Source organism: Fundidesulfovibrio sp. YSD1 (assembly GCF_055397115.1).
The window spans coordinates 2,163,373-2,181,080 of sequence record NZ_AP043666.1 but is presented as its reverse complement, the minus strand read 5'-3'; the positions used below and the strand labels follow the sequence as shown (position 1 = coordinate 2,181,080).

The following is a 17,708-nucleotide window of genomic DNA, read 5'->3' as shown; positions in this document are numbered from 1 at the left end:
CGAACGAGATGGAACGATCGTACTGGCTGATGAAGTCCGAACCCGGGTGCTTCTCCATCGACGACCTGGCTTCAGCGCCTGGCCAGACCACGGCCTGGAGCGGCGTGCGCAACTTCCAGGCCCGCAACTTCATCCGCGACCGCATGGCCCCGGGCGACCTGGCGATCTTCTACCACTCGGTCACGGACCCTTCGGCCGTGGGCGTGATGAGCGTGGTCAGCGCGGCCTACCCGGACAAGACCGCCTGGGACCCGTCGGACGAGCACTTCGACCCCAAATCGCCGCAGGAGAGGCCCCAGTGGTACGTGGTGGACGTGCGTTTCGAGCGCAAGTTCGCGCGCCCCGTGCCCATCAAGGCCATGCGCGAGGAGCCGGAGCTGGCCGGGATGGAGCTTCTGCGCAAGGGATCGCGCCTCTCGGTGATGCCGGTCACGCGCGAGGAGTTCGAGGCCGTCTGCCGCATGGGCGGCTAGCGGGTGCAGGGGGATCATCCCCCTGCCGGGAGAGGCCTGGAGAGGGTGGCGCCCTCTCCAGAAAAACCCGTCATTGCGGATACAGCGTGCGGCAGTACCGCTGGCACCAGTCCGCCCCGGCCTTGACCGTGGCCTGGCAGCGGCCCTGGCGGTTTCGCGCCGAAAGCTTCGCGCGCACGTCCTCGCACCCGGACAGACAGGCCTGGAGGTCCGGCTGCGGCTTGCCCACGGCCGCCAGGTACTCGTCGCACAGGCCAAGGCTGTCGCACCCGCCGTGCCTGGCGTTGGTCGCGGAACAAAAACCCATGAACTCCGAATCGGTCATGGGGCCGCGCAACCCGCAGCCCCAGAGCACGACCACGGCCGCCAACGCCACCCCGGCCCTCACGGCATATCTGCCCATATCCGCTTTCCCCTTGGTTTTCCCCACAATTGGCACAAACTCGGCCCGGAGTCCACGCGAGGCCCCGGCCAAAGCCGCGCCGGGCATTGCCGTGAACGCCCGCATGGGCTAGCATGCCCTGAAAACCCGAGGAGGACAGCACATGCTCAAGCCCGTCACGGAACGCGTCTTCTGGACCGGAAAGATCGACTGGGAATTGCGCCGCTTCCATGGCGAAGAATACAGTACCCACCACGGATCGTCATACAATTCGTACCTGGTGCGCGGTGAGAAGACCGCGCTCATCGACACGGTCTGGTCGCCTTTCGCTGGCGAATTCGTGGAGAACCTGGCGCGCGAGGGCGTGCTCGAATCCATCGACTTCCTGGTCTGCAACCACGCCGAGCCCGACCACAGCGGGGCCATGCCCGAGCTTCTGCGCGCACGGCCCGGCTTGCCGGTCTACTGCACGGCCAACGCGGTCAAATCCATCAAGGGCATGTACCACCAGGACTGGGACCTGCGCGTGGTCAAGACCGGCGACACCCTGGACCTGGGGGCCGGGCTCGCGCTGACCTTCGTGGAAGCCCCCATGCTGCACTGGCCGGACACCATGTTCAGCTACCTCTCGGGCGAGGCGGTGCTCTTCTCCAACGACGCCTTCGGCCAGCACCTGGCCTCGGAGCGGCTCTTCGCGGACACCGTGGACGAGTGCGAACTCTTCCAGGAGGCGCTCAAGTACTACGCCAACATCCTCACGCCCTTCAGCAAGCTCGTGACGAAGAAAATAAACGACGTGCTGGCGCTGAACCTGCCGCTCGAAATGATCTGCCCGAGCCACGGCGTGATCTGGCGCAAGGACCCGGGCCGCATCGTGGAGGCCTACCTGAAGTGGGCGGCGGACTACAGCGAGGACCAGGCAGTGGTGGTCTACGACACCATGTGGAACTCCACCCGGCTCATGGCCGAGGCCATCGCCCAGGGCATGCGCGAGGCCAGGCCGGAGATGACCGTGAAATGCCTGCACGCGGGTAAGAGCGACGTCAACGACCTGATCACCGAGGTGTTCAAGGCGAAGCTCGTGGCCGTTGGCTCGCCCACCTTCAACAAGGGCATCCTGCGCTCCGTGGCCGCCGTGCTCGAGGAGATGCGCGGGCTGGCCTTCAAGGGCAAGAAGGGCGCGGCCTTCGGCTCCTACGGCTGGAGCGGCGAATCCGTGAAGATGATCGAGGAGGGCCTCGCCACGGCTGGGTTCGCCCAGGCCGCGCCCGGGCTCAAGGTGCTCTGGAAGCCCGACGGCGAGGCCTCGGAGCGCTGCCGGGCCTTCGGCAGGGAGGCCGCCGGGACGCTCGGCTGAGGCCCTGGCCTCCCGCTCCGGATCGCTCCGGGAACGCGGGCCGGAAGAAGGCGCGCCGCCGGTCAGCGCGTAAGCGTCCTGCCCGCGTCCTCCATGAGCCGGGTCAGGCCTTCCACGCCGCCGAAGGCCCTCTCGTAGGACTTGAGCAGGGGCACGAGGTGCGAGTAGTTGCGCTGGATGAAATAGTAGTCGTAGACGCGCTGCTCCATGTACTCGAGCAGGAAAGCAATGGTCACCTCGCGCGGGTCGGCTGCCTTGCGCCGTTTCCAGGAGGTGAAGTCGTGCAGCCAGCGGCGAGTCTCCTCGTCGATGGCGTCTAGTTCGGAACGCTTGTACGATTCCATGCCCGAGCCCCGCGAGAGTGGTGTCCCGGCCGCCCGCCCCACACTGCCCAAGCCGCGGCCGGCCCCAGAATGGCACGATTCGCGCCCGCGCGGAAGAGCCCAAGGCGGGCCAAATCCCGCAGGGCGCACGAAAAGGAGCATCGCCCATGTACTGGACCCCGCCCGTGATCTGGACCGTCCTGGGCCTCGCGCTCATCGCCCTGGAAGCGCTGGTGCCCGGGCTGGTGCTCGTGTTCTTCGGCATCGGCGCGCTCATCACGGCCGCGTGCTCCTTCGTCTTCGACCTGGAGGCCTCGCACCAGCTCGTCATTTTCGCCTGCTCGTCGGTGGCCTGCCTGCTCCTCCTGCGCGGCTGGATGCGCACGCTCTTCCACGGCCGCACCCGCCCCGACGAGGAGCAAGTGGAGAAAATCGAGTCGCTGGTGGGCGAGGCGGGCGTGGTCACCGAGGCCATCTCCGAGGGCGGCCTGGGCCGCATCAAGCTGCGCGGAACGTTCTACACGGCCAGGAGCGCCGAGGCCCTGGCCGTGGGCGAGTCCGTGCGCGTCCAGGCCGACCCCAGGGGCGACCACTCCGAACTGGTCGTGGCCAGAATCTGAAAAAGCAGGGAGGCTCCCATGCTCACAGTCGCCTTGTCCTTCGCCGGTCTCGTCTTGTTGCTGGTGGTGCTCTCGGTCACGGTGGTGCCCCAGCAGAGCGCCTTCATCGTGGAGCGCCTGGGCAAGTACAGCCGCACCCTTGAGGCGGGCTTCCACCTGCTTCTGCCGCTCTTCGACAAGGTTGCCTACAAGTTCTCGCTCAAGGAGGAGGTGGTGGACACCCCCTCCCAACCCTGCATCACCAAGGACAACGTCACCGTGCACGTGGACGGGCTCGTGTACATCAAGGTCAACGACCCCAGGCTCTCGGCCTACGGCATCGCCAGCTACCGCACGGCGGCCACGCAGCTGGCCCAGACCTCGCTGCGCTCCTCCATCGGCAAGATCACCCTGGACAAGACCTTCGAGGAGCGCGAGCTGATAAACGCCGAGGTGGTCAAGGCCGTGGACGAGGCGGCCATGGCCTGGGGCGTGAAGGTGATGCGCTTCGAGATCAAGGACATAAGCCCCCCGGAGAGCGTGAAGCAGGCCATGGAGGCCCAGATGACGGCCGAGCGCGAGAAGCGCGCCCAGATCGCCCTGGCCGAGGGTCAGAAGCAGAGCGCCATCAACATTTCCGAAGGCCAGATGCAGCAGGCCATCAACCTCTCCGAGGGCGAGAAGCAGAGCCAGATCAACGTGGCCGAGGGCCGCGCCCGCCAGATCGAGCTGGTGGCCGAGGCCACGGCCAACGGCATCCGCCGCGTGGCCGAGGCCATGACCGCCGAGGGCGGGCTCACGGCCGCCAACCTGCGCGTGGCCGAACAGTACGTGGAGGCCTTTTCGAACATCGCCAAGCAGTCCACCACGATGATCATCCCGCAGAACGCGGCGGACGTGGCCGGGCTCGTGGCCGCGGCCATGCAGGCGGTAAAAAAGGCGGGCTGACGCGGACGGGGATCAGCCCCGGGCTTCGCGGCAGTCGCGGCAGGCCCCTTCCAGGCGCACGCTCACGTGCTCCACTCCCGGAAGGTCCGCCCCCACGGTCACCGCGCCCGGGTCCAGGCAGTACAGGCGCTTGCAGCGCAGGCAGTAGAAGTGGGCATGGTCCGGGTGCGCCGGGCCCGCCAGGCAGTAGCGCACGCTCGCGTCCCCGGCCTCGTGGCGCGAGGCCAGCCCGCTCGCGGCCAAGGTCTCGAGGGTGCGGTAGAGCGTGACCTTGTCCATCCGGCCCTCCTCGCGCAGCGCCGCCAGCAGCGCCTGGGGCGTCATGGCCTCCCCGGCCTCGCGCAAGGCCGAAAGCACCCTGACCCGCTGCGGCGTGGCCTTGAGTCCGGCCGCCTCCAGGAGCTCCCTGGGCTCGCACCCCGTGCACATCTAGGCGCCCCTCCTGCCCAAAAGTTGCGCGCCGAAGAACCACACCGAGGCCACGGCGATGATGCTCGCCCCGGAGGTCAAATCGAACGCGTAGGAGAGCGCCAGCCCGGCCAGGCAGAACCCGGCCGAGTAAAGCCCGGCCCGAAGCATCATGCCCCCGAGCGACCGGCAGCCGCGCTCGGCCAGGTAAGGCGGGATGGTCAAGAGCGCGATCACCAGGATGAGCCCCACCACGCGGATGATCATCACGATGGACACCGCGATCATGGCCAGCATCACGAAGTGCAGGAGCCTGACCGGCACGCCTCGAAGCCCGGCGAACTCGGCATCGAAGCTCATGGCCAGGAAGCCCCGGTAGCAGTAGGCCACCACGGCCAGCAAAAGCGCGTCCAGCCCGGCCATGAGCCAGAGGTCCGTGGCGGGCACCGCCAGGATGGAGCCGAACAAAAAGCTCATCAGGTCCACGTTGTAGCCGTGGGTCAAGTCCACCAGGATGATGCCGAAGGCCATGCCGGCGGCCCAGAGCACGCCCACCACCGTGTCCGCCCGCTCGCCGCGCCCGAAGGTCACGGCGGCCATCACGGCGGCCACGGCCAGGCTGAAGGCGATGGTCGCGGGCAGCACGGGCAGGCCCAGGAAGAACGCCAGCCCCACCCCGCCGTAGGCCGCGTGCGAGATGCCCCCGGCCACGAACACCACCCGGTTCACCACCACCAGGCTGCCGATCACCCCGCAGGCGACGCTGGCCAGGAGCCCGGCAAGCACCGCGTTGCGCATGAAGTCGTAGGAAAGGGCCTCGATCACGGTTTGCCCCCGCAGTCCGGGCAGCAGGACGCGCCCTTGCCGGGCAGGCCCTGGGACAGAAACTCCACGGGGCAGCCGTGCGGGCCGCAGCGGTACATCATGCCGAACATCTCCGGCGTTATCTCCGGGCGGGGGTGGAAGTGCACGGTCTTGTTCACGCAGGCCACGCAGGTCACGTGGCGCGAGATCACCGCGATGTCGTGGCTGACCAGCACCACCGTGAGCGTCCTGGCCAACTCCCCCAGAAGCTCCTGGATGGAGGCCCGGCCCTCGGGGTCCACGCTGGCCGTGGGCTCGTCCAGCAGCAGAAGCTCCGGTCCGCAGGCCAGGGCCCTGGCGATGAACACCCGCTGGCGCTGGCCGCCCGAGAGGTCGGCAAGGGCCTTGTCGGCCAGGTGCGCGGCGCCTGCGCGCTCCAGGCACTCCATGGCCGCGCGCCTGTCCTCGCGCGACCAGAACGGCCAGCGCGTGCCAGGGGTCAGCCTGCCCAGGAGCACGGTCTGAAGGACGCTTATGGGGAATGCCCGGCCCGTGGAGGTGATCTGGGGCATGTAGCCCACGCGCGGCGCGGCCTCGGCGGGGTCCTGCCCGAGCACGCGCACCAAGCCCCTTGTGGGCTTCAGGAGCCCCAGAAGCAGGCGCAGAAGCGTGGTCTTGCCGCCGCCGTTTGGGCCCAGGATGGCCAGGTACTCGCCGCGCGGCACAAAGAGCGAGACGCCCTCCAAGGCCGTGGTCGGGCCGAAGGAGAAGCTCACTGATTCGAGTTCGATTGCAGGGTCGTTCATGATCGTCACGTAATGGGTTTCTCGGGCAAAGCAGAGTCAAAAGGCAAGAGAAAGATGCCTCCGGCGGCCAGAGAGGGCGCTGCCCTCTCTGGACTCTCCCGGCAGGGGCATGATGCCCCTGCACCCCCAGTAGCTTCGCGTCGATCACCGGCAGCCCTTGTACTGGCCGGCCCTCGCCCTGGAAGCGAGCTTCCAGGGCGAGGGCCGGCCAAAGTTCACGGTGCTGGTGAAACCCGCGAAGCCGTTGCCGGGGTCCGGGGCCAGGCACTGGCCCCGGCGGGTGCAGGGCAGAGCCCTGCCGGGGCGCGGGGCTGGCCCCGCCCTCTTTGCTACTTGAACGCCTCGGCCAGGGCCTTGGCCACGGATTCCAGGTTCGCGGGCCAGTCCGGCGCCAGGTCGTCGGCGGGCACGAGCCTGGCCCCGATGGCTTCGGCCACGGTCTGGGCGGTTTTCTTGGAGAACTGCGGCTGCACGAAGATGGCCTTGGCCTTGCTCTCTTTCGCGTGCTCGATGAGTTCCAGCAGCTTGCGCGGCCCGGGCTCGCGCCCGCCAGCCTCGATGGCCGCCTCCTTGAGCCCGTGGTCCCTGGCGAAATAGGCCCACGCCGGGTGGAACACGATGAACTCGCTCCCGGCGGGCACGCCCTCGAGGATCGCGGCCAAGCGTCCTGCCAGGGCGTCCAGCTCGGCCTGGAACGCGGCCAGGTTGGCGGCGTAGGCCTGGGCGTTGGCCGGGTCCGCCTCGGCCAGGGCCTTGGCCATGGTCGCGGCCTGGATCTTCACGAGCCCGGGCGAGGTCCAGGTGTGCGGGTCGGTGGTGGCTTCGTGGACGTGCTTGTCCTTGTGGCCATGCCCGTGGCCGTTGTCGTCGTCCCCGTCCAGGGGCAGGAGCTCGATGCCCGCGAGCGTGTCGACCACCTTCATGTTCTTGTTGGTCTTGGCGAGCCTGGGCAGCCAGACCTGCTCGAACTCCACGCCCTGGGCGAAGTAGAGCCTGGCCCTGGCGGCCTGGGCCATCTGTCCGGGCTTGGGCTCGAAGGTGTGCGCGTCCGCCCCGGGCGTGACCATCACGGACACCTCGGCCAGCGGCCCGGCGAGCTTTTCCACGAAATACTTCTGCGGCGCGATACTGACCATGACAGGCAGCGGTTCGGCCAGGGCGGGCGCGGCGCACAGCGAAAGCGCCAGGACGGCGAGGGAAAGGATGCGGCTCATGGTTCCTCCGGTCCGGTCATGCTGGATCGTGAATGCAACCTGGTTGCACTCAAGTCAAGCCAAAATGGTTGACCGGGCGGCGTGTCACGATTATTCAGCATGTGTGCATCGGGCAGGCGCGGATGGCGTAACCCGGCGCAAGCAAAAGGAAACCGCACCCGGCCGCCAGACGCCGCCTGAGGCTTCCATCCCAGAAACCGCCCCGCCGAGCCCGGCGCGGGGCGCACAGCAGGCGGATCACGACGCATGCACATCTCCGAAGGCGTACTTTCAGGTCCCGTGCTGGCCGCTGGCGCGGCTGCCGCCGCCGCTGGCGTGGCCTGGGGCGTGAAGAAGCTCGAGGGCGAGGCGCTGGTGCGCACGGGCGTGCTTTCGGCCGCATTCTTCGCGGCGAGCCTGGTGCATCTGCCCGTGGGCCCGGCGAGCATCCATTTGATTCTCTCTGGGCTTACCGGGGCCATGCTCGGCTGGGCCGCGTTCCCGGCCATTTTTGTCGGGCTTCTGCTCCAGGCGCTCCTGTTTCAATTCGGCGGGCTCACGGTGCTCGGCGTGAACACCGTGGTCATGGGGTTGCCCGCCGTGGCCTGCGGCCTGGCGGCGAAGCCCTTTTTGCGCAAGCCAGGGGCCGCCTTCGCCGTGGCCGCGTTCTGCTGCGGCGCGCTGTCCATCCTGGGCAGCCTGGCGCTCCTCTACTTGGCCCTGGCCTTCTCGGGGGACGAACTCACCGTGTTCGCCGGGGTGTTCTTCTGGTCGCACCTGGCGTTGATGGGCATCGAGGGCGCGATCACTTTGGCCGTGCTCTCCTTCCTCAAGCGCCTGCGGCCGGGGCTTTTGTGATCCCGCTGGACGCCCGGTCGCGGATTCTCGGGGCGCTGGCCGTGTCCGTCGCCGTGGCCGTGTGCCGCACCTGGCCCGCGGCCCTGGCCGGGCTCGGCTGCGGGCTGGCCGCGCTTTGCCTGGGCGGGCAGGACTGGCGGGCGCTCGCGAAGCGCATGGCCCTTGTAAACGTGTTTTTCCTGGGGATCGTGGCCACGGTGCCCCTGGCGGCCAAGGGCGACCCGCTCTTCTCTGTTTGGGGGCTGGCCTTCACCAGGCAGGGCCTGGACACGGCGCTCGTGATGACCGCCAAGGGCAACGCCATCTTCCTCGTGTTCTGGGGGCTGGTGCGCCCGCTCTCCCCGGCAAGGCTGGGCGCGGCGCTCTCGAAGCTCGGCGTGCCCGACAAGCTCTGCCTGATCCTCTCGCTCACCAGCCGCTACCTGGAGCTCATGCGCCTGGAGTGGGACAAGCTCATGACCGCCGCCAGGATGCGCGGCTTCGCGCCGGGCAGATCGCCCGGCACGTGGCGCACCTACGGGCTCATGCTGGCGCTTCTCTTCATGCGCGCCCTGGACCGCTCCACGGCCATACATCAGGCCATGCTCTGCCGGGGCTTCACCGGCCGCTTCGTGAGCCTGGGCGGGCCCGGCTGGAGCCGCGCGGATACTCTTCTCGGCCTCGGCTGCCTGGCCGGGGCCATTGCCGTCACCTGCCTGGAGCTTGCATGATGCTCATCGAACTGACCGGATTGTGCAGCGGCTACGACGGCCGCATGGTGCTCGAGAACCTGGATTTCAGCCTGGAGCAAGGCGAGCGGGCGGGCCTGGCCGGTCACACGGGGTCGGGCAAGACCACGCTGCTGAGGGCCATCATGGGCCTGCGCAGGCCCGACTCCGGGACCGTGAGGATCGAGGGCCGCGAGTGCGCGAGCGAGCACGACTTCGCGGCGAGCCGCCACGTGCTGGGGTACCTGTTCCAGAACCCGGACGACCAGCTCTTCTGCCCCACTCTCCTGGAGGACGTGGCCTTCGGCCCGCTGAACCTCGGGGTCAGGCCCGCCCGGGCCAGGGACATCGCGGTTGAATGCCTGGAGGCCGTGGGCCTGGCCGGATTCGAGGACAGGCTCACGCATTGCCTTTCCGGCGGGGAGAAGCGCCTGGCCTCCCTGGCCGGGGTGCTGGCCATGCGGCCCAAGGCGCTCCTTTTGGACGAGCCCACCACGGGCCTGGACCCGGAGAGCAAGGCCCGGGTGGCCGAAGTGCTCGAAGGCCTGGACATGGCCCTGCTGGTTGTCTCCCACGAGTGGGACTTCCTGGCCCAGGTGGCCCGGTCCCACTACGTGCTCTCCCACGGGCACCTGCACCGCGCGGCCGAGGCCCCGCACGTGCACGCCCACGTGCACCCCATGGGCGCGGTGCCGCACAGCCACGACTAGCGGAGCGTCCGCCGCCTTGCGGACTCCAGGCTGAAGGATCGCCGCCGACGCGGCTTAAGGGGCGGGAAGCGCCGGGGCGGGCTCCGGCGGCGATTGCGGCTGCTCGGGCTGGGCCGACAGGCCCGGCTCCGGCTGCTCGGCCTGGACCGGCGGCGAGGGCGCTGGAGGCGCGGCAGGCTTCCTGCGCTTCAGGATCATGAACCCGTCGTCCTCGTGCACGGTCTCGAAGAGCTCTCGCGCGCGGGCCACGTTCTCGCGAAACACCGCCGCGAGGGCCTCGTCCCCGCACCTCTCCCCGTCCCAGGCGCAGCCCCTGCCCCCCACGTACCAGGGCCTCTTCAGGTCCAGGGTGACGTACTCGGCCAGGTTTTCCGTCACGGGATACAGGGGCTTCTCGCCGGAGAACACGAAGCGCCTAAAGTCGCGCAGGCTCGCGGCCGAGGGGTTCTGCTCCGCGTAGGGCTCGAACACGGCCAGGGGGAAGGCCTGGCTGAAGATGCGCGTGACGGCCTTGCCCCAGTTCAGGCTGTTCTGGGTGACCACGGGCACGGCCGGGTCTTCGGGCAGGATGGTCTCCATGGCCCGGATGATGCGCTTGTCGCGCTCGCCCGGCCAGTAGGCCGCGAAGCCGCCGTGGGAGAAGAAGTCCACGGACGCGGGAGAGGGGGAGAAGGCTACGTGGGCTGCCGCGACCACGAGGAGCAGTGTCCCGGCCCAGCGGTCCACGCGCCAGCGCCTGGACTGCACGATGTCCCTGGCCAGGGGCAGCGCGCCCGCGAAGGCCACCAGGAGCGGGGCGGTCAGGCCCGCGCCGAACTGGCTGCCGAGCGCGTAATCCTCGGGCCTCCCCGAAAGCAGCGCGAAGGCCAGCACGGGCAGGGCGGCCAGCAGAGGGCCGGGGTTCAGAAGCGGCAGGAACCCCAGCGAACCCAGGAGCGCCAGCACGTAGCGCAGCTTGGCCGGTTCGCAGAGCACCTGCGCCGTCACGGAGAACGGGTGCGTGGCCACGTACCAGACCTTGCCCAGCACCGACCCGCCGCCGATCCAGGCGTAGGGCGCGGCGGCCAGGGCGGCGGCCCCGTCGGTGGAGAAGAACGGCACCAGCTTGGCCGTGGCCACCCAGAACCAGCTCAGGCACGCGAAAAACACGGCCAGCCCGGCGGCCGCGCCGCGCCGCTGGAACATCAGGTACACGCCGCAGGCCGCTGCCTGGGCCGCGTAATGCTCCTTGACCAGGCACAGACAGAACGCGAAGAAGGCCGCCCGCCACGGCTTGCCGTCCTGGGCCGCGAAGAAGAACCAGAAGGTGAGGGGCACGGCCAGGTGGTCCGTGTGGAAGTCGAGGACGCCGTTGTACCAGACCGCGAAGAAGGCGAAGTAGGCCAGCGCCGGGAAGGGGCCGTAGCGCCGGGCCAGGGCGGGCAGCGGCAGGGCCAGGGCGAAGGTCTGGGCCACCATCAGGCCCAGGGGGGCCAGCCACTCGGGCAGGGGGCGCATCAGCCAGGCGAAGAGCCAGAGCACGGGCTGGATGTGCCCGTTCATGGCCCGCCACCACTGCCCTTCCGAGTTCATGGCCGTCAGGTCGCGCACGGTCAGGCCCAGGTCGTGCACCAGGGTGCCGAGCGCCAAGTAGCGCAGGCAGGCCATGCCCGCCAGCACTCCGAAGAGCACGATGCCCATGGTCCTGGGCCAGCGCTCGGGCTCCGGTGGCAGGATGTCCAGCCGGGTCACGCTGCGGCGCTCCGGGGCAGGCGGGTTTGTGTCGGCTCGGCCATGGCCTCAGCCGTCGAACCGGGCTTCGGTGCGCACTTCGCCCCGGTGCTCCAAAAACCAGCGGTATGTGCCGGCCACGCCCTCGGCCAGTTCCACGGAGTGTTTCCAGCCGAGTTCCCGGATGCGCGAGACGTCCAGGAGCTTCCGGGGCGTGCCGTCGGGCTTGGTGGCGTCGAAGACCAGGTCTCCGCTGAAACCGACCACGTCGGCAACCAGCCCGGCGAGCTCCCTGATGGTCACGTCCTGGCCCGTGCCCACGTTGAGGATCTGCTCGCCCGAATAGTTCTCCATGCAGTAGACGATGGCCCTGGCGCAGTCGTCCACGTGCAGAAATTCGCGCCTGGCGTTGCCCGTACCCCACACCGTGACGCTCTGCGCGCCCGAGGCCTTGGCGTCGTGGAAGCGGCGGATGAGCGCGGGCAGCACGTGGGAGTTCAGCAGGTCGAAGTTGTCGCCCGGCCCGTAGAGGTTGGTGGGCATGAGGCTTATGGCGTCGAAGCCGTACTGGCGGCGGTAGGCCTGGCAGGTCTTGATGCCGGCTATCTTGGCCACGGCGTACCACTCGTTGGTGGGCTCGAGCGGCCCCGAGAGCAGGTGCTCCTCGCGCATGGGCTGGGGCGCGAACTTGGGGTAGATGCATGACGAGCCAAGGAACACCAGCTTCTCCACGCCGCTGCGGTAGGCCGCGTCGATGACGTTGCACTGGATGATGCAGTTGTTCCAGATGAACTCGGCAGGATAAGTGTCGTTGGCGTGGATGCCGCCCACCTTGGCCGCGGCGAGCACCACGGCCGAGGGCTTCACGTCGGCCATGAAGCGCCTGACCGCGTCCTGGCTGGTCAGGTCGAGCTCGGCGCGGGTGCGGGTGATGACCTCGGAGACGCCCAGGGCATCGAGAGCCCGGACGACCGCGGAACCGACGAGGCCCCTGTGGCCCGCCACGAAGACGCGAGAATGTTTCATTTGGAATCCACCGATGGGAAGTGAAGGCAGGGGGCTCTTAGCATGGCGGACCCCGCTTGGCTAGAGAGGCGCGGAGTCAGTCCGCGCGGAGGAACGAGGCCAGCGACGCCTCCAGGCGCCCGAGCGCGCCGCGCAGCTCCCGCTCGCAGGCGTGGCCGCGAATGGCCGAAACCTCGATGGACAGGGCTATCTCCGCCAGTTCCGGCAGGCCGGAATTGAGCAGGTTGCCCTTGATGCTGTGCGCCCAGTGCGAAACACCCTCGCTGTCGCCGTTGCCTATGGCCTCGCCCAAGGCCGAAAGCCCGGCGCGCAACGCCGCGCGGCTGGTGTCGAGGAGCCCGTTCGCGACCGCGTCGGAGAGCCCGAACGCGCTCTTGAAGTGCTCCAGGATGCGCTGGGACACCTCAGCCATCTAGGCTCCTCCGGCGGCCTCCAGGAAAGCCCTGTGGCGCTCGGCGTAAGGGGGCTTGGAGAAGAACGCCGACCCCGAGACCAGCACGTCCGCCCCGGCGTCCGTGAGCTCCCGGCAGTTCTCCAGGGTCACGCCGCCGTCCATCTGGATGAGCGTGGACAGCCCCCGGCCCGCGATCATGGCTTTGAGGCTGCGCACCTTGTCCAGGCAGAAGGGGATGAAGGACTGGCCGCCGAAGCCCGGGTTGACGCTCATCACCAGGACCATGTGCGCCTGCGGCAGCACGTATTCCACCACGGACAAGGGCGTTGCCGGGTTGAGGGCCACGGCGGGCTTGGCCCCCAGGCGCTCGATCTCTGCCAGGGCGCGCTCCAGGTGCACCGTGGCCTCGGCGTGCACGCAGACCAGGTCCGCCCCGGCGTCCACGAATTCGGCCAGGTAGCGCTCCGGGCGCTCCACCATCAGGTGCACGTCGAAGAAGAGCTTGGAGCGCTTGCGCAGGGCCTTGATCACCGGGGGCCCAAGGGTGATGTTGGGCACGAACATGCCGTCCATCACGTCCCAGTGCACCCAGGAAAGCCCCGCGTCCTCGAGCGCGGCCAGCTCCTCGGCCAGGCGACCGAAATCGCAGGAGAGAAGCGAGGGCGAAAGGATCATGCGGGCTTCTCCATGGCGAAATCCACCTTGATCTTGTAGAGCCGCTCGGCGGGCAGGTTGAGCACGGAGATGCCCGTGTTCAGGGCGATCTCGGCCAGGGCCTTGCGCACGTCCTCCATGGACGGCCCCACGTAGGTGAACCAGACGTTGTAGGGGTGGTCGCGCAGGTAGTTGTGGGTGACGTTGGGGTGGCGGTTCACCTCGGCCACGAAGGACTCGATCTTGTCCTCGGGCACGCGGGCCGCGCACAGGGTGGACTGCCAGCCCAGCTTGTCGGACTGGAAGTTGGCCCCGATGCGCCGGATCACGCCCTTCTGCCTGAGCGCGCGCACCCGGGCGAGCACCTCGGCCTCGGTGAGGCCGACCTGCTCGCCCACTTCGGCGTAGGGCCGCGCGGAGATGGGGAATTTCGACTGGATGACGTCCAGAATCTTGCGGTCGTATGCGTCCATCCGGAGAATATAGCCCAGACCCGCCCCGCTGTCACGGGCGGCGACGCCTCCTGGAGAAGGCGCCGCCTTGATCTATTTCAGCCTCTTCGGCTCGTACGTGCACAGCGGTTCCGGGGCCATGGGGTCGTCCCGCATGGTGTAGGCGCGGGCGCGGCAGCCGCCGCAGACCTTATGGTACTCGCACGGCCCGCACTTGCCCTCGTAGGCCTTCTGGTCCCTGAACTTCAAAAACCACGGCGTGTTGGCCCAGATCTCCGGGAAGGGCGTCTTGAGCACGTTGCCGCAGTCCAGGTCCAGGTATCCGCAGGGCTGGACCATGCCGGAGTGCGAGATGAAGCAGAACCCGATGCCGCCCAGGCAGCCCCGGGTCATGGCGTCCAGGCCGAAGGTGTCGGGCGTGACGGAGATGCCCTCGGCCTTGGCGCGCTGGCGCATGATGCGCAGGTAGTGCGGCGCGCAGGTGGCCTTGAGCTGCATGCGGGTGGTCTTGCGGAAGTCGTAGAACCAGTTGAGCACGGTCTCGTATTCCTCGGCCGTGATCACCTGGGCCGCGATCTCCGAGCCGCGCCCGGTGGGCACCAGGAGGAAGATGTGCCAGGCGCTGGCTCCCAGGCCCTCGGCGAGTTTGAAGATGTGCTTGAAGTTGTGCAGGTTGGACTTGGTGACGGTTGAGTTGATCTGGAACTCTATCCCCGCGTCCTTCAGGTACTGGATGCCGCGCAGGGCCTGCTCGAAGGCCCCCTTTTCGCCCCTGAACTCGTCGTGGGTGGCGGCGTCCGGCCCGTCTATGGAGATGGAGCAGCGCTGGATGCCCACTTCCTTCATGCGCCGGGCGTTCTCGGCGGTGATCAGCGTGCCGTTGGGGGCCATGACGCAACGCAGGCCCTTGTTGTTGGCGTAGTCCACCAGGTCGTCCCAGTCCGGGCGCATCAGGGGCTCGCCGCCGGTGAAGATCACGATGGGGTTGCCCACCTCGGGGAAGGTGTCGATGAGGGCCTTGGCCTCGGCGTTGGTCAACTCGCCCGGGTAGGGCTCGAAGTGGGCCTCGGCGCGGCAGTGCTTGCAGGCCAGGTTGCAGCGCCGGGTGATCTCCCAGGCCACCAGGCGCACCGGGGGCGCGCCGTTTGGCAGGGTCTTGGGCATGGCGCCGGGATGGCCCACGGGGTGGCCTCCCCCGGCGTGTCCCGCGCCAGGCGATCCGGCCAGCTGCGGGCCGGGGTGGCCCTTGGAGTGCGGGTGCATGGTCGGTCCTTACAGACGCTCGAGCACGTCTTCGGTGAAGTAGGTCAGGATCAGGTCCGCCCCGGCGCGCTTGATGGCCAGGAGCGACTCCATCATCACGGCGTCGTGGTCCATCCAGCCGAGCTGCGCGGCGGCCTTGATCATGGAGTACTCGCCGCTGACCTGATAGGCGGCCAGGGGCAGGTCGAAACTGTCGCGCACGAGGCGGATGATGTCCAGGTAGGCCCCGGCGGGCTTGACCATGAGGAAGTCCGCGCCCTCGGCCACGTCGGCCGCGGCCTCGCGCAGGGCCTCGCGCCAGTTGGCCGGGTCCATCTGGTAGGACTTTCTGTCGCCGGACTTGGGCGCGGATTCGGCGGCCTCGCGGAACGGGCCGTAGTAGGCGGAAGCGTATTTCACTGCGTAGGACATGATGGGCACCGACAGGTGCCCGGCGTCGTCGAGCGCGGCGCGGATGGCGGCCACGCGGCCGTCCATCATGTCCGACGGGGCCACCACGTCCGCCCCGGCGTCGGCGTGGGACACGGCGGTCCTGGCCAGAAGCTCGAGCGTGGGGTCGTTTAGCACCTCGCCCTCGCCGGAGAGCACGCCGCAGTGGCCGTGGGAGGTGTACTCGCACAGGCACACGTCGGTGACGAGCACCAGCTCGGGAAACTTGCGCCTAAGCTCGCGCAGGGCGCGCTGAACCACGCCGCCCTCGGCGTAGCCCTGGCTGCCCACGGGGTCCTTCTCGGCAGGGACGCCGAAGAGGATGAGCGACTTGAGGCCCTTGTCCACGGCGCGGGACACCCGCTCCAGCAAGGCCTTCATGCCCAGCTGGTTCTGGCCCGGCATGGAGCCGATGGGCTTGACCATGCCCTCGGAGCCGGTCTCGGCCACGAAATAAGGCATGATCAGGTCGTTTGCCGAAAGCGCTGTCTCGCGCACCAGCCCGCGCAGGGCCGGAGTGCGGCGCAGGCGGCGGCCGCGATGGAAATCGAGCATCATGAAAACCCCTCTTCCCGGAGAGGGCGTCGCCCTCTCCGGACCTCTCCCGCCAGGGAACTTCGTTCCCAGGACCCTTTACAGCTTCGCGCCGGTCACCGGCGATCATGCCGCCGGAACAACTCCTCCCGCTCACCGGCCGTGCGGCCATGCTCCGCCGGTCGGCTTGCGCCGCGAGGCGGGCGCGCAGGAACATCAGGTCGTTCAAATCGGCCCTGGCCGCCTCTTCTCGTCCACATGCCGCGCGGTCGTGGCTCCGTCCGCCGTGTCCGCCGCCAGGCGGGGGCATGGTGGCGACGGATCGTCTTCAAATCGGTCCTAGCCGCCGTGCCCCCGCCTGGCGGCGGACACGGCGGACGGAGCCGAACTACACTACGCCGCTCTATTTCCTGATCTCGTCGTCGGTCAGGTAGCAGGCCGGGTCCTGCGCCCAGACGTCGCCGTAGTAGGCCTCGGCGCGGGCGCGGAAGTTGCCGCCGCAGATGTTCAGGAAGCGGCAGTCCTTGCAGCGTCCGCCCACGTGTTTCCTCTTCTCCTTGAGCTTGGAGAGGAGTTCGATGTTCGGGTCGTCCCAGATCTGCGAGAAGGGCCGCTCGAGCACGTTGCCGAAGGTGTGGATGCGCCAGAACTGGTCCGCGTGCACCTGGCCGTCCCAGGAGATGCACCCGATGCCGCGCCCGGAGTTGTTGCCCTCGTTGTACTGCAGGAGCTCCATGACCTCCTCGGCTCGCTTGGGGTCCTCCTTGAGCAGGCGGAAGTACACGTAGGGGCCGTCCGCGTGGTTGTCCACGGTGAGCACTTCCTTCTCATGCCCGGCCTCGAAGAGCTCGCGGGTGCGGTCCATGATCAGGTCCACCACCTGGCGGGTCTCGGCGTGGTCCAGGTCTTCCTTGATCAGCTCCGAGCCGCGCCCGGAGTAGACCAGGTGGTAGAAGCAGATGCGCGGGACCTCGAGGTCGCGGATCAGGTCGAAGAGCCCGGGGATCTCGGTCCAGTTGCGCTTGTTGATGGTGAAGCGCATGCCCACCTTGAGCCCCTCGGCCTTGCAGTTCTCGATGCCCTGGATGGTCTTGCGGAAGGAGCCGGGCACGCCCCGGAACTTGTCGTGGATCTCCTCCAGGCCGTCCACGGAGATGCCCACGTAGGAGAGGCCGACGCTTTTGAGCTCGCGGGCCTTTTCCTTGGTGATGAGCGTGCCGTTGGTGGAGATGACCGCGCGCATGCCCCGGCCCACGGCGTGGTGGGCCAGTTCCACCAGGTCTTGCCGGACCAGGGGCTCGCCGCCGGAGAACAGCATGACCGGCGCGCCGTAGGCGGCCAGGTCGTCGATCATGGCCTTGGCCTGCGTGGTGTCGATGGGGTCGCCGCCTTCCACCTCCACCGCCTTGGCGTAGCAGTGGACGCACTTCAGGTTGCAGCGCTTGGTCATGTTCCAGACCACAACGGGCTTCTTGTCCTTGGAGAACTGAAGCAGGTGGGAAGGAAGCTTGCCGGAATGGCGTCCGTAACGCAGGGCGTCGGAGGCCTCCACGGTGCCGCAGTAAAGCTTGGAGATGCCGATCATGCTCTGACCTCGATTGTGCTTGGGTGGGGGGGTGCTACCATTTTTCCCCCCGGCCCGAAAGGACCTGGATCACATTTTCGCCGGCCGGGCGAA

At 68.4% G+C, this 17,708-nt stretch carries 21 protein-coding genes; 7 read left to right on the top strand and 14 right to left on the bottom strand.

All coding sequences use genetic code 11. The annotated features are described in order from the left end of the window. Positions 1–8 precede the first annotated feature (8 nt). Complete coding sequence (locus tag ACZ5V4_RS10195; RefSeq protein WP_464314746.1) at positions 9–473, top strand: EVE domain-containing protein; 465 nt, start codon at positions 9–11, stop codon at positions 471–473. 70 nt (positions 474–543) lie between these two features. Here the strand turns inward: ACZ5V4_RS10195 and ACZ5V4_RS10190 are convergent, their stop codons facing one another. Beyond that, positions 544–876, bottom strand: coding sequence for a hypothetical protein (locus ACZ5V4_RS10190; RefSeq protein WP_464314745.1), 333 nt, complete (start codon positions 874–876; stop codon positions 544–546). A gap of 142 nt (positions 877–1,018) precedes the next feature. On the opposite strand from ACZ5V4_RS10190, the gene ACZ5V4_RS10185 reads away from it, so the two are divergent. Next, on the top strand, positions 1,019–2,212 hold the full coding sequence (locus ACZ5V4_RS10185) for an anaerobic nitric oxide reductase flavorubredoxin (RefSeq protein ID WP_464314744.1): 1,194 nt from the start codon (positions 1,019–1,021) through the stop codon (positions 2,210–2,212). Between the two features lie 62 nt (positions 2,213–2,274). On the opposite strand, the gene ACZ5V4_RS10180 is transcribed toward ACZ5V4_RS10185, so the two are convergent. Then, the gene (locus ACZ5V4_RS10180) at positions 2,275–2,556 is read right to left on the bottom strand and encodes a hypothetical protein (protein ID WP_464314743.1); all 282 of its coding nucleotides are present in this window, start codon (positions 2,554–2,556) and stop codon (positions 2,275–2,277) included. Positions 2,557–2,702: 146 nt separating this feature from the next. On the opposite strand from ACZ5V4_RS10180, the gene ACZ5V4_RS10175 reads away from it, so the two are divergent. Both ACZ5V4_RS10175 and ACZ5V4_RS10170 read left to right on the top strand, forming a co-directional pair. Further along, positions 2,703–3,155 carry an NfeD family protein gene (locus tag ACZ5V4_RS10175; protein ID WP_464314742.1) on the top strand — a complete coding sequence of 151 codons (453 nt, stop codon included), beginning with the start codon at positions 2,703–2,705 and terminating at the stop codon, positions 3,153–3,155. Between the two features lie 18 nt (positions 3,156–3,173). After that, a complete protein-coding gene (locus tag ACZ5V4_RS10170; protein WP_464314741.1) occupies positions 3,174–4,082 on the top strand; it encodes an SPFH domain-containing protein in 909 nt (302 codons plus the stop codon). 12 nt (positions 4,083–4,094) lie between these two features. Here the strand turns inward: ACZ5V4_RS10170 and ACZ5V4_RS10165 are convergent, their stop codons facing one another. The 4 genes from ACZ5V4_RS10165 to ACZ5V4_RS10150 all read right to left on the bottom strand — a co-directional run bounded on the left by ACZ5V4_RS10165 (position 4,095) and on the right by ACZ5V4_RS10150 (position 7,314). Then, entirely contained in the window at positions 4,095–4,511 is a 417-nt protein-coding gene (locus ACZ5V4_RS10165) for a Fur family transcriptional regulator (protein ID WP_464314740.1), read from the bottom strand. Continuing rightward, positions 4,512–5,315 (bottom strand): metal ABC transporter permease, encoded by an 804-nt coding sequence (locus ACZ5V4_RS10160; protein ID WP_464314739.1) that lies wholly within the window; start codon positions 5,313–5,315, stop codon positions 4,512–4,514. It lies immediately after the preceding gene. Beyond that, positions 5,312–6,100, bottom strand: a complete 789-nt coding sequence (locus ACZ5V4_RS10155) for a metal ABC transporter ATP-binding protein (RefSeq protein WP_464314738.1) — start codon at positions 6,098–6,100, stop codon at positions 5,312–5,314. Before ACZ5V4_RS10155 ends, ACZ5V4_RS10160 begins: the two co-directional genes overlap by 4 nt. 329 nt (positions 6,101–6,429) lie before the next feature. Next, a complete protein-coding gene (locus ACZ5V4_RS10150) occupies positions 6,430–7,314 on the bottom strand; it encodes a metal ABC transporter solute-binding protein, Zn/Mn family (RefSeq protein WP_464314737.1) in 885 nt (294 codons plus the stop codon). Between the two features lie 246 nt (positions 7,315–7,560). Between ACZ5V4_RS10150 and cbiM the strand changes: the two genes are divergently transcribed. Genes cbiM through ACZ5V4_RS10135 form a run of 3 tightly spaced genes read left to right on the top strand, consistent with a single transcriptional unit; the run spans position 7,561 to position 9,568 of the window. Next, positions 7,561–8,151, top strand: coding sequence for a cobalt transporter CbiM (gene cbiM, locus ACZ5V4_RS10145; protein ID WP_464314736.1), 591 nt, complete (start codon positions 7,561–7,563; stop codon positions 8,149–8,151). Beyond that, positions 8,148–8,861, top strand: a complete 714-nt coding sequence (cbiQ, locus tag ACZ5V4_RS10140; RefSeq protein ID WP_464314735.1) for a cobalt ECF transporter T component CbiQ — start codon at positions 8,148–8,150, stop codon at positions 8,859–8,861. Before cbiM ends, cbiQ begins: the two co-directional genes overlap by 4 nt. Next, complete coding sequence (locus ACZ5V4_RS10135) at positions 8,858–9,568, top strand: energy-coupling factor ABC transporter ATP-binding protein (protein ID WP_464314734.1); 711 nt, start codon at positions 8,858–8,860, stop codon at positions 9,566–9,568. Before cbiQ ends, ACZ5V4_RS10135 begins: the two co-directional genes overlap by 4 nt. A 54-nt stretch (positions 9,569–9,622) precedes the next feature. Here the strand turns inward: ACZ5V4_RS10135 and ACZ5V4_RS10130 are convergent, their stop codons facing one another. The 8 genes from ACZ5V4_RS10130 to ahbC all read right to left on the bottom strand — a co-directional run bounded on the left by ACZ5V4_RS10130 (position 9,623) and on the right by ahbC (position 17,615). Then, positions 9,623–11,299, bottom strand: a complete 1,677-nt coding sequence (locus ACZ5V4_RS10130; RefSeq protein WP_464314733.1) for a DUF2079 domain-containing protein — start codon at positions 11,297–11,299, stop codon at positions 9,623–9,625. Between the two features lie 48 nt (positions 11,300–11,347). Then, positions 11,348–12,304 carry a GDP-L-fucose synthase gene (gene fcl, locus ACZ5V4_RS10125; RefSeq protein WP_464314732.1) on the bottom strand — a complete coding sequence of 319 codons (957 nt, stop codon included), beginning with the start codon at positions 12,302–12,304 and terminating at the stop codon, positions 11,348–11,350. Positions 12,305–12,380: 76 nt separating this feature from the next. Next, on the bottom strand, positions 12,381–12,716 hold the full coding sequence (locus tag ACZ5V4_RS10120; RefSeq protein WP_464314731.1) for an Hpt domain-containing protein: 336 nt from the start codon (positions 12,714–12,716) through the stop codon (positions 12,381–12,383). Beyond that, positions 12,717–13,373 (bottom strand): ribulose-phosphate 3-epimerase, encoded by a 657-nt coding sequence (gene rpe, locus ACZ5V4_RS10115; protein ID WP_464314730.1) that lies wholly within the window; start codon positions 13,371–13,373, stop codon positions 12,717–12,719. Further along, positions 13,370–13,825, bottom strand: coding sequence for a siroheme decarboxylase subunit alpha (gene ahbA / locus ACZ5V4_RS10110; RefSeq protein ID WP_464314729.1), 456 nt, complete (start codon positions 13,823–13,825; stop codon positions 13,370–13,372). The genes rpe and ahbA overlap by 4 nt, the downstream gene beginning before the upstream one ends. A 72-nt stretch (positions 13,826–13,897) precedes the next feature. Continuing rightward, positions 13,898–15,067: a heme b synthase gene (gene ahbD, locus ACZ5V4_RS10105; RefSeq protein WP_464314728.1), complete on the bottom strand. Its 1,170-nt coding sequence runs from the start codon at positions 15,065–15,067 to the stop codon at positions 13,898–13,900. A 9-nt stretch (positions 15,068–15,076) separates the two neighbouring features. Next, positions 15,077–16,054: a porphobilinogen synthase gene (hemB, locus tag ACZ5V4_RS10100; protein ID WP_464314727.1), complete on the bottom strand. Its 978-nt coding sequence runs from the start codon at positions 16,052–16,054 to the stop codon at positions 15,077–15,079. A 379-nt stretch (positions 16,055–16,433) separates the two neighbouring features. Further along, complete coding sequence (ahbC, locus tag ACZ5V4_RS10095) at positions 16,434–17,615, bottom strand: 12,18-didecarboxysiroheme deacetylase (RefSeq protein WP_464314726.1); 1,182 nt, start codon at positions 17,613–17,615, stop codon at positions 16,434–16,436. Positions 17,616–17,708: the final 93 nt, after the last annotated feature.

Excerpts from the sequence above, each read along its gene's own strand:
- ACZ5V4_RS10195 (WP_464314746.1), top strand. The coding sequence starts at position 9 with ATGGAACGATCGTACTGGCTGATGAAGTCCGAACCCGGGTGCTTCTCC.
- ACZ5V4_RS10190 (WP_464314745.1), bottom strand. The coding sequence starts at position 876 with ATGGGCAGATATGCCGTGAGGGCCGGGGTGGCGTTGGCGGCCGTGGTC.
- ACZ5V4_RS10185 (WP_464314744.1), top strand. The coding sequence starts at position 1,019 with ATGCTCAAGCCCGTCACGGAACGCGTCTTCTGGACCGGAAAGATCGAC.
- ACZ5V4_RS10180 (WP_464314743.1), bottom strand. The coding sequence starts at position 2,556 with ATGGAATCGTACAAGCGTTCCGAACTAGACGCCATCGACGAGGAGACT.
- ACZ5V4_RS10175 (WP_464314742.1), top strand. The coding sequence starts at position 2,703 with ATGTACTGGACCCCGCCCGTGATCTGGACCGTCCTGGGCCTCGCGCTC.
- ACZ5V4_RS10170 (WP_464314741.1), top strand. The coding sequence starts at position 3,174 with ATGCTCACAGTCGCCTTGTCCTTCGCCGGTCTCGTCTTGTTGCTGGTG.
- ACZ5V4_RS10165 (WP_464314740.1), bottom strand. The coding sequence starts at position 4,511 with ATGTGCACGGGGTGCGAGCCCAGGGAGCTCCTGGAGGCGGCCGGACTC.
- ACZ5V4_RS10155 (WP_464314738.1), bottom strand. The coding sequence starts at position 6,100 with ATGAACGACCCTGCAATCGAACTCGAATCAGTGAGCTTCTCCTTCGGC.
- ACZ5V4_RS10150 (WP_464314737.1), bottom strand. The coding sequence starts at position 7,314 with ATGAGCCGCATCCTTTCCCTCGCCGTCCTGGCGCTTTCGCTGTGCGCC.
- cbiM (WP_464314736.1), top strand. The coding sequence starts at position 7,561 with ATGCACATCTCCGAAGGCGTACTTTCAGGTCCCGTGCTGGCCGCTGGC.
- ACZ5V4_RS10135 (WP_464314734.1), top strand. The coding sequence starts at position 8,858 with ATGATGCTCATCGAACTGACCGGATTGTGCAGCGGCTACGACGGCCGC.
- fcl (WP_464314732.1), bottom strand. The coding sequence starts at position 12,304 with ATGAAACATTCTCGCGTCTTCGTGGCGGGCCACAGGGGCCTCGTCGGT.
- ACZ5V4_RS10120 (WP_464314731.1), bottom strand. The coding sequence starts at position 12,716 with ATGGCTGAGGTGTCCCAGCGCATCCTGGAGCACTTCAAGAGCGCGTTC.
- rpe (WP_464314730.1), bottom strand. The coding sequence starts at position 13,373 with ATGATCCTTTCGCCCTCGCTTCTCTCCTGCGATTTCGGTCGCCTGGCC.
- ahbA (WP_464314729.1), bottom strand. The coding sequence starts at position 13,825 with ATGGACGCATACGACCGCAAGATTCTGGACGTCATCCAGTCGAAATTC.
- ahbD (WP_464314728.1), bottom strand. The coding sequence starts at position 15,067 with ATGCACCCGCACTCCAAGGGCCACCCCGGCCCGCAGCTGGCCGGATCG.
- hemB (WP_464314727.1), bottom strand. The coding sequence starts at position 16,054 with ATGATGCTCGATTTCCATCGCGGCCGCCGCCTGCGCCGCACTCCGGCC.
- ahbC (WP_464314726.1), bottom strand. The coding sequence starts at position 17,615 with ATGATCGGCATCTCCAAGCTTTACTGCGGCACCGTGGAGGCCTCCGAC.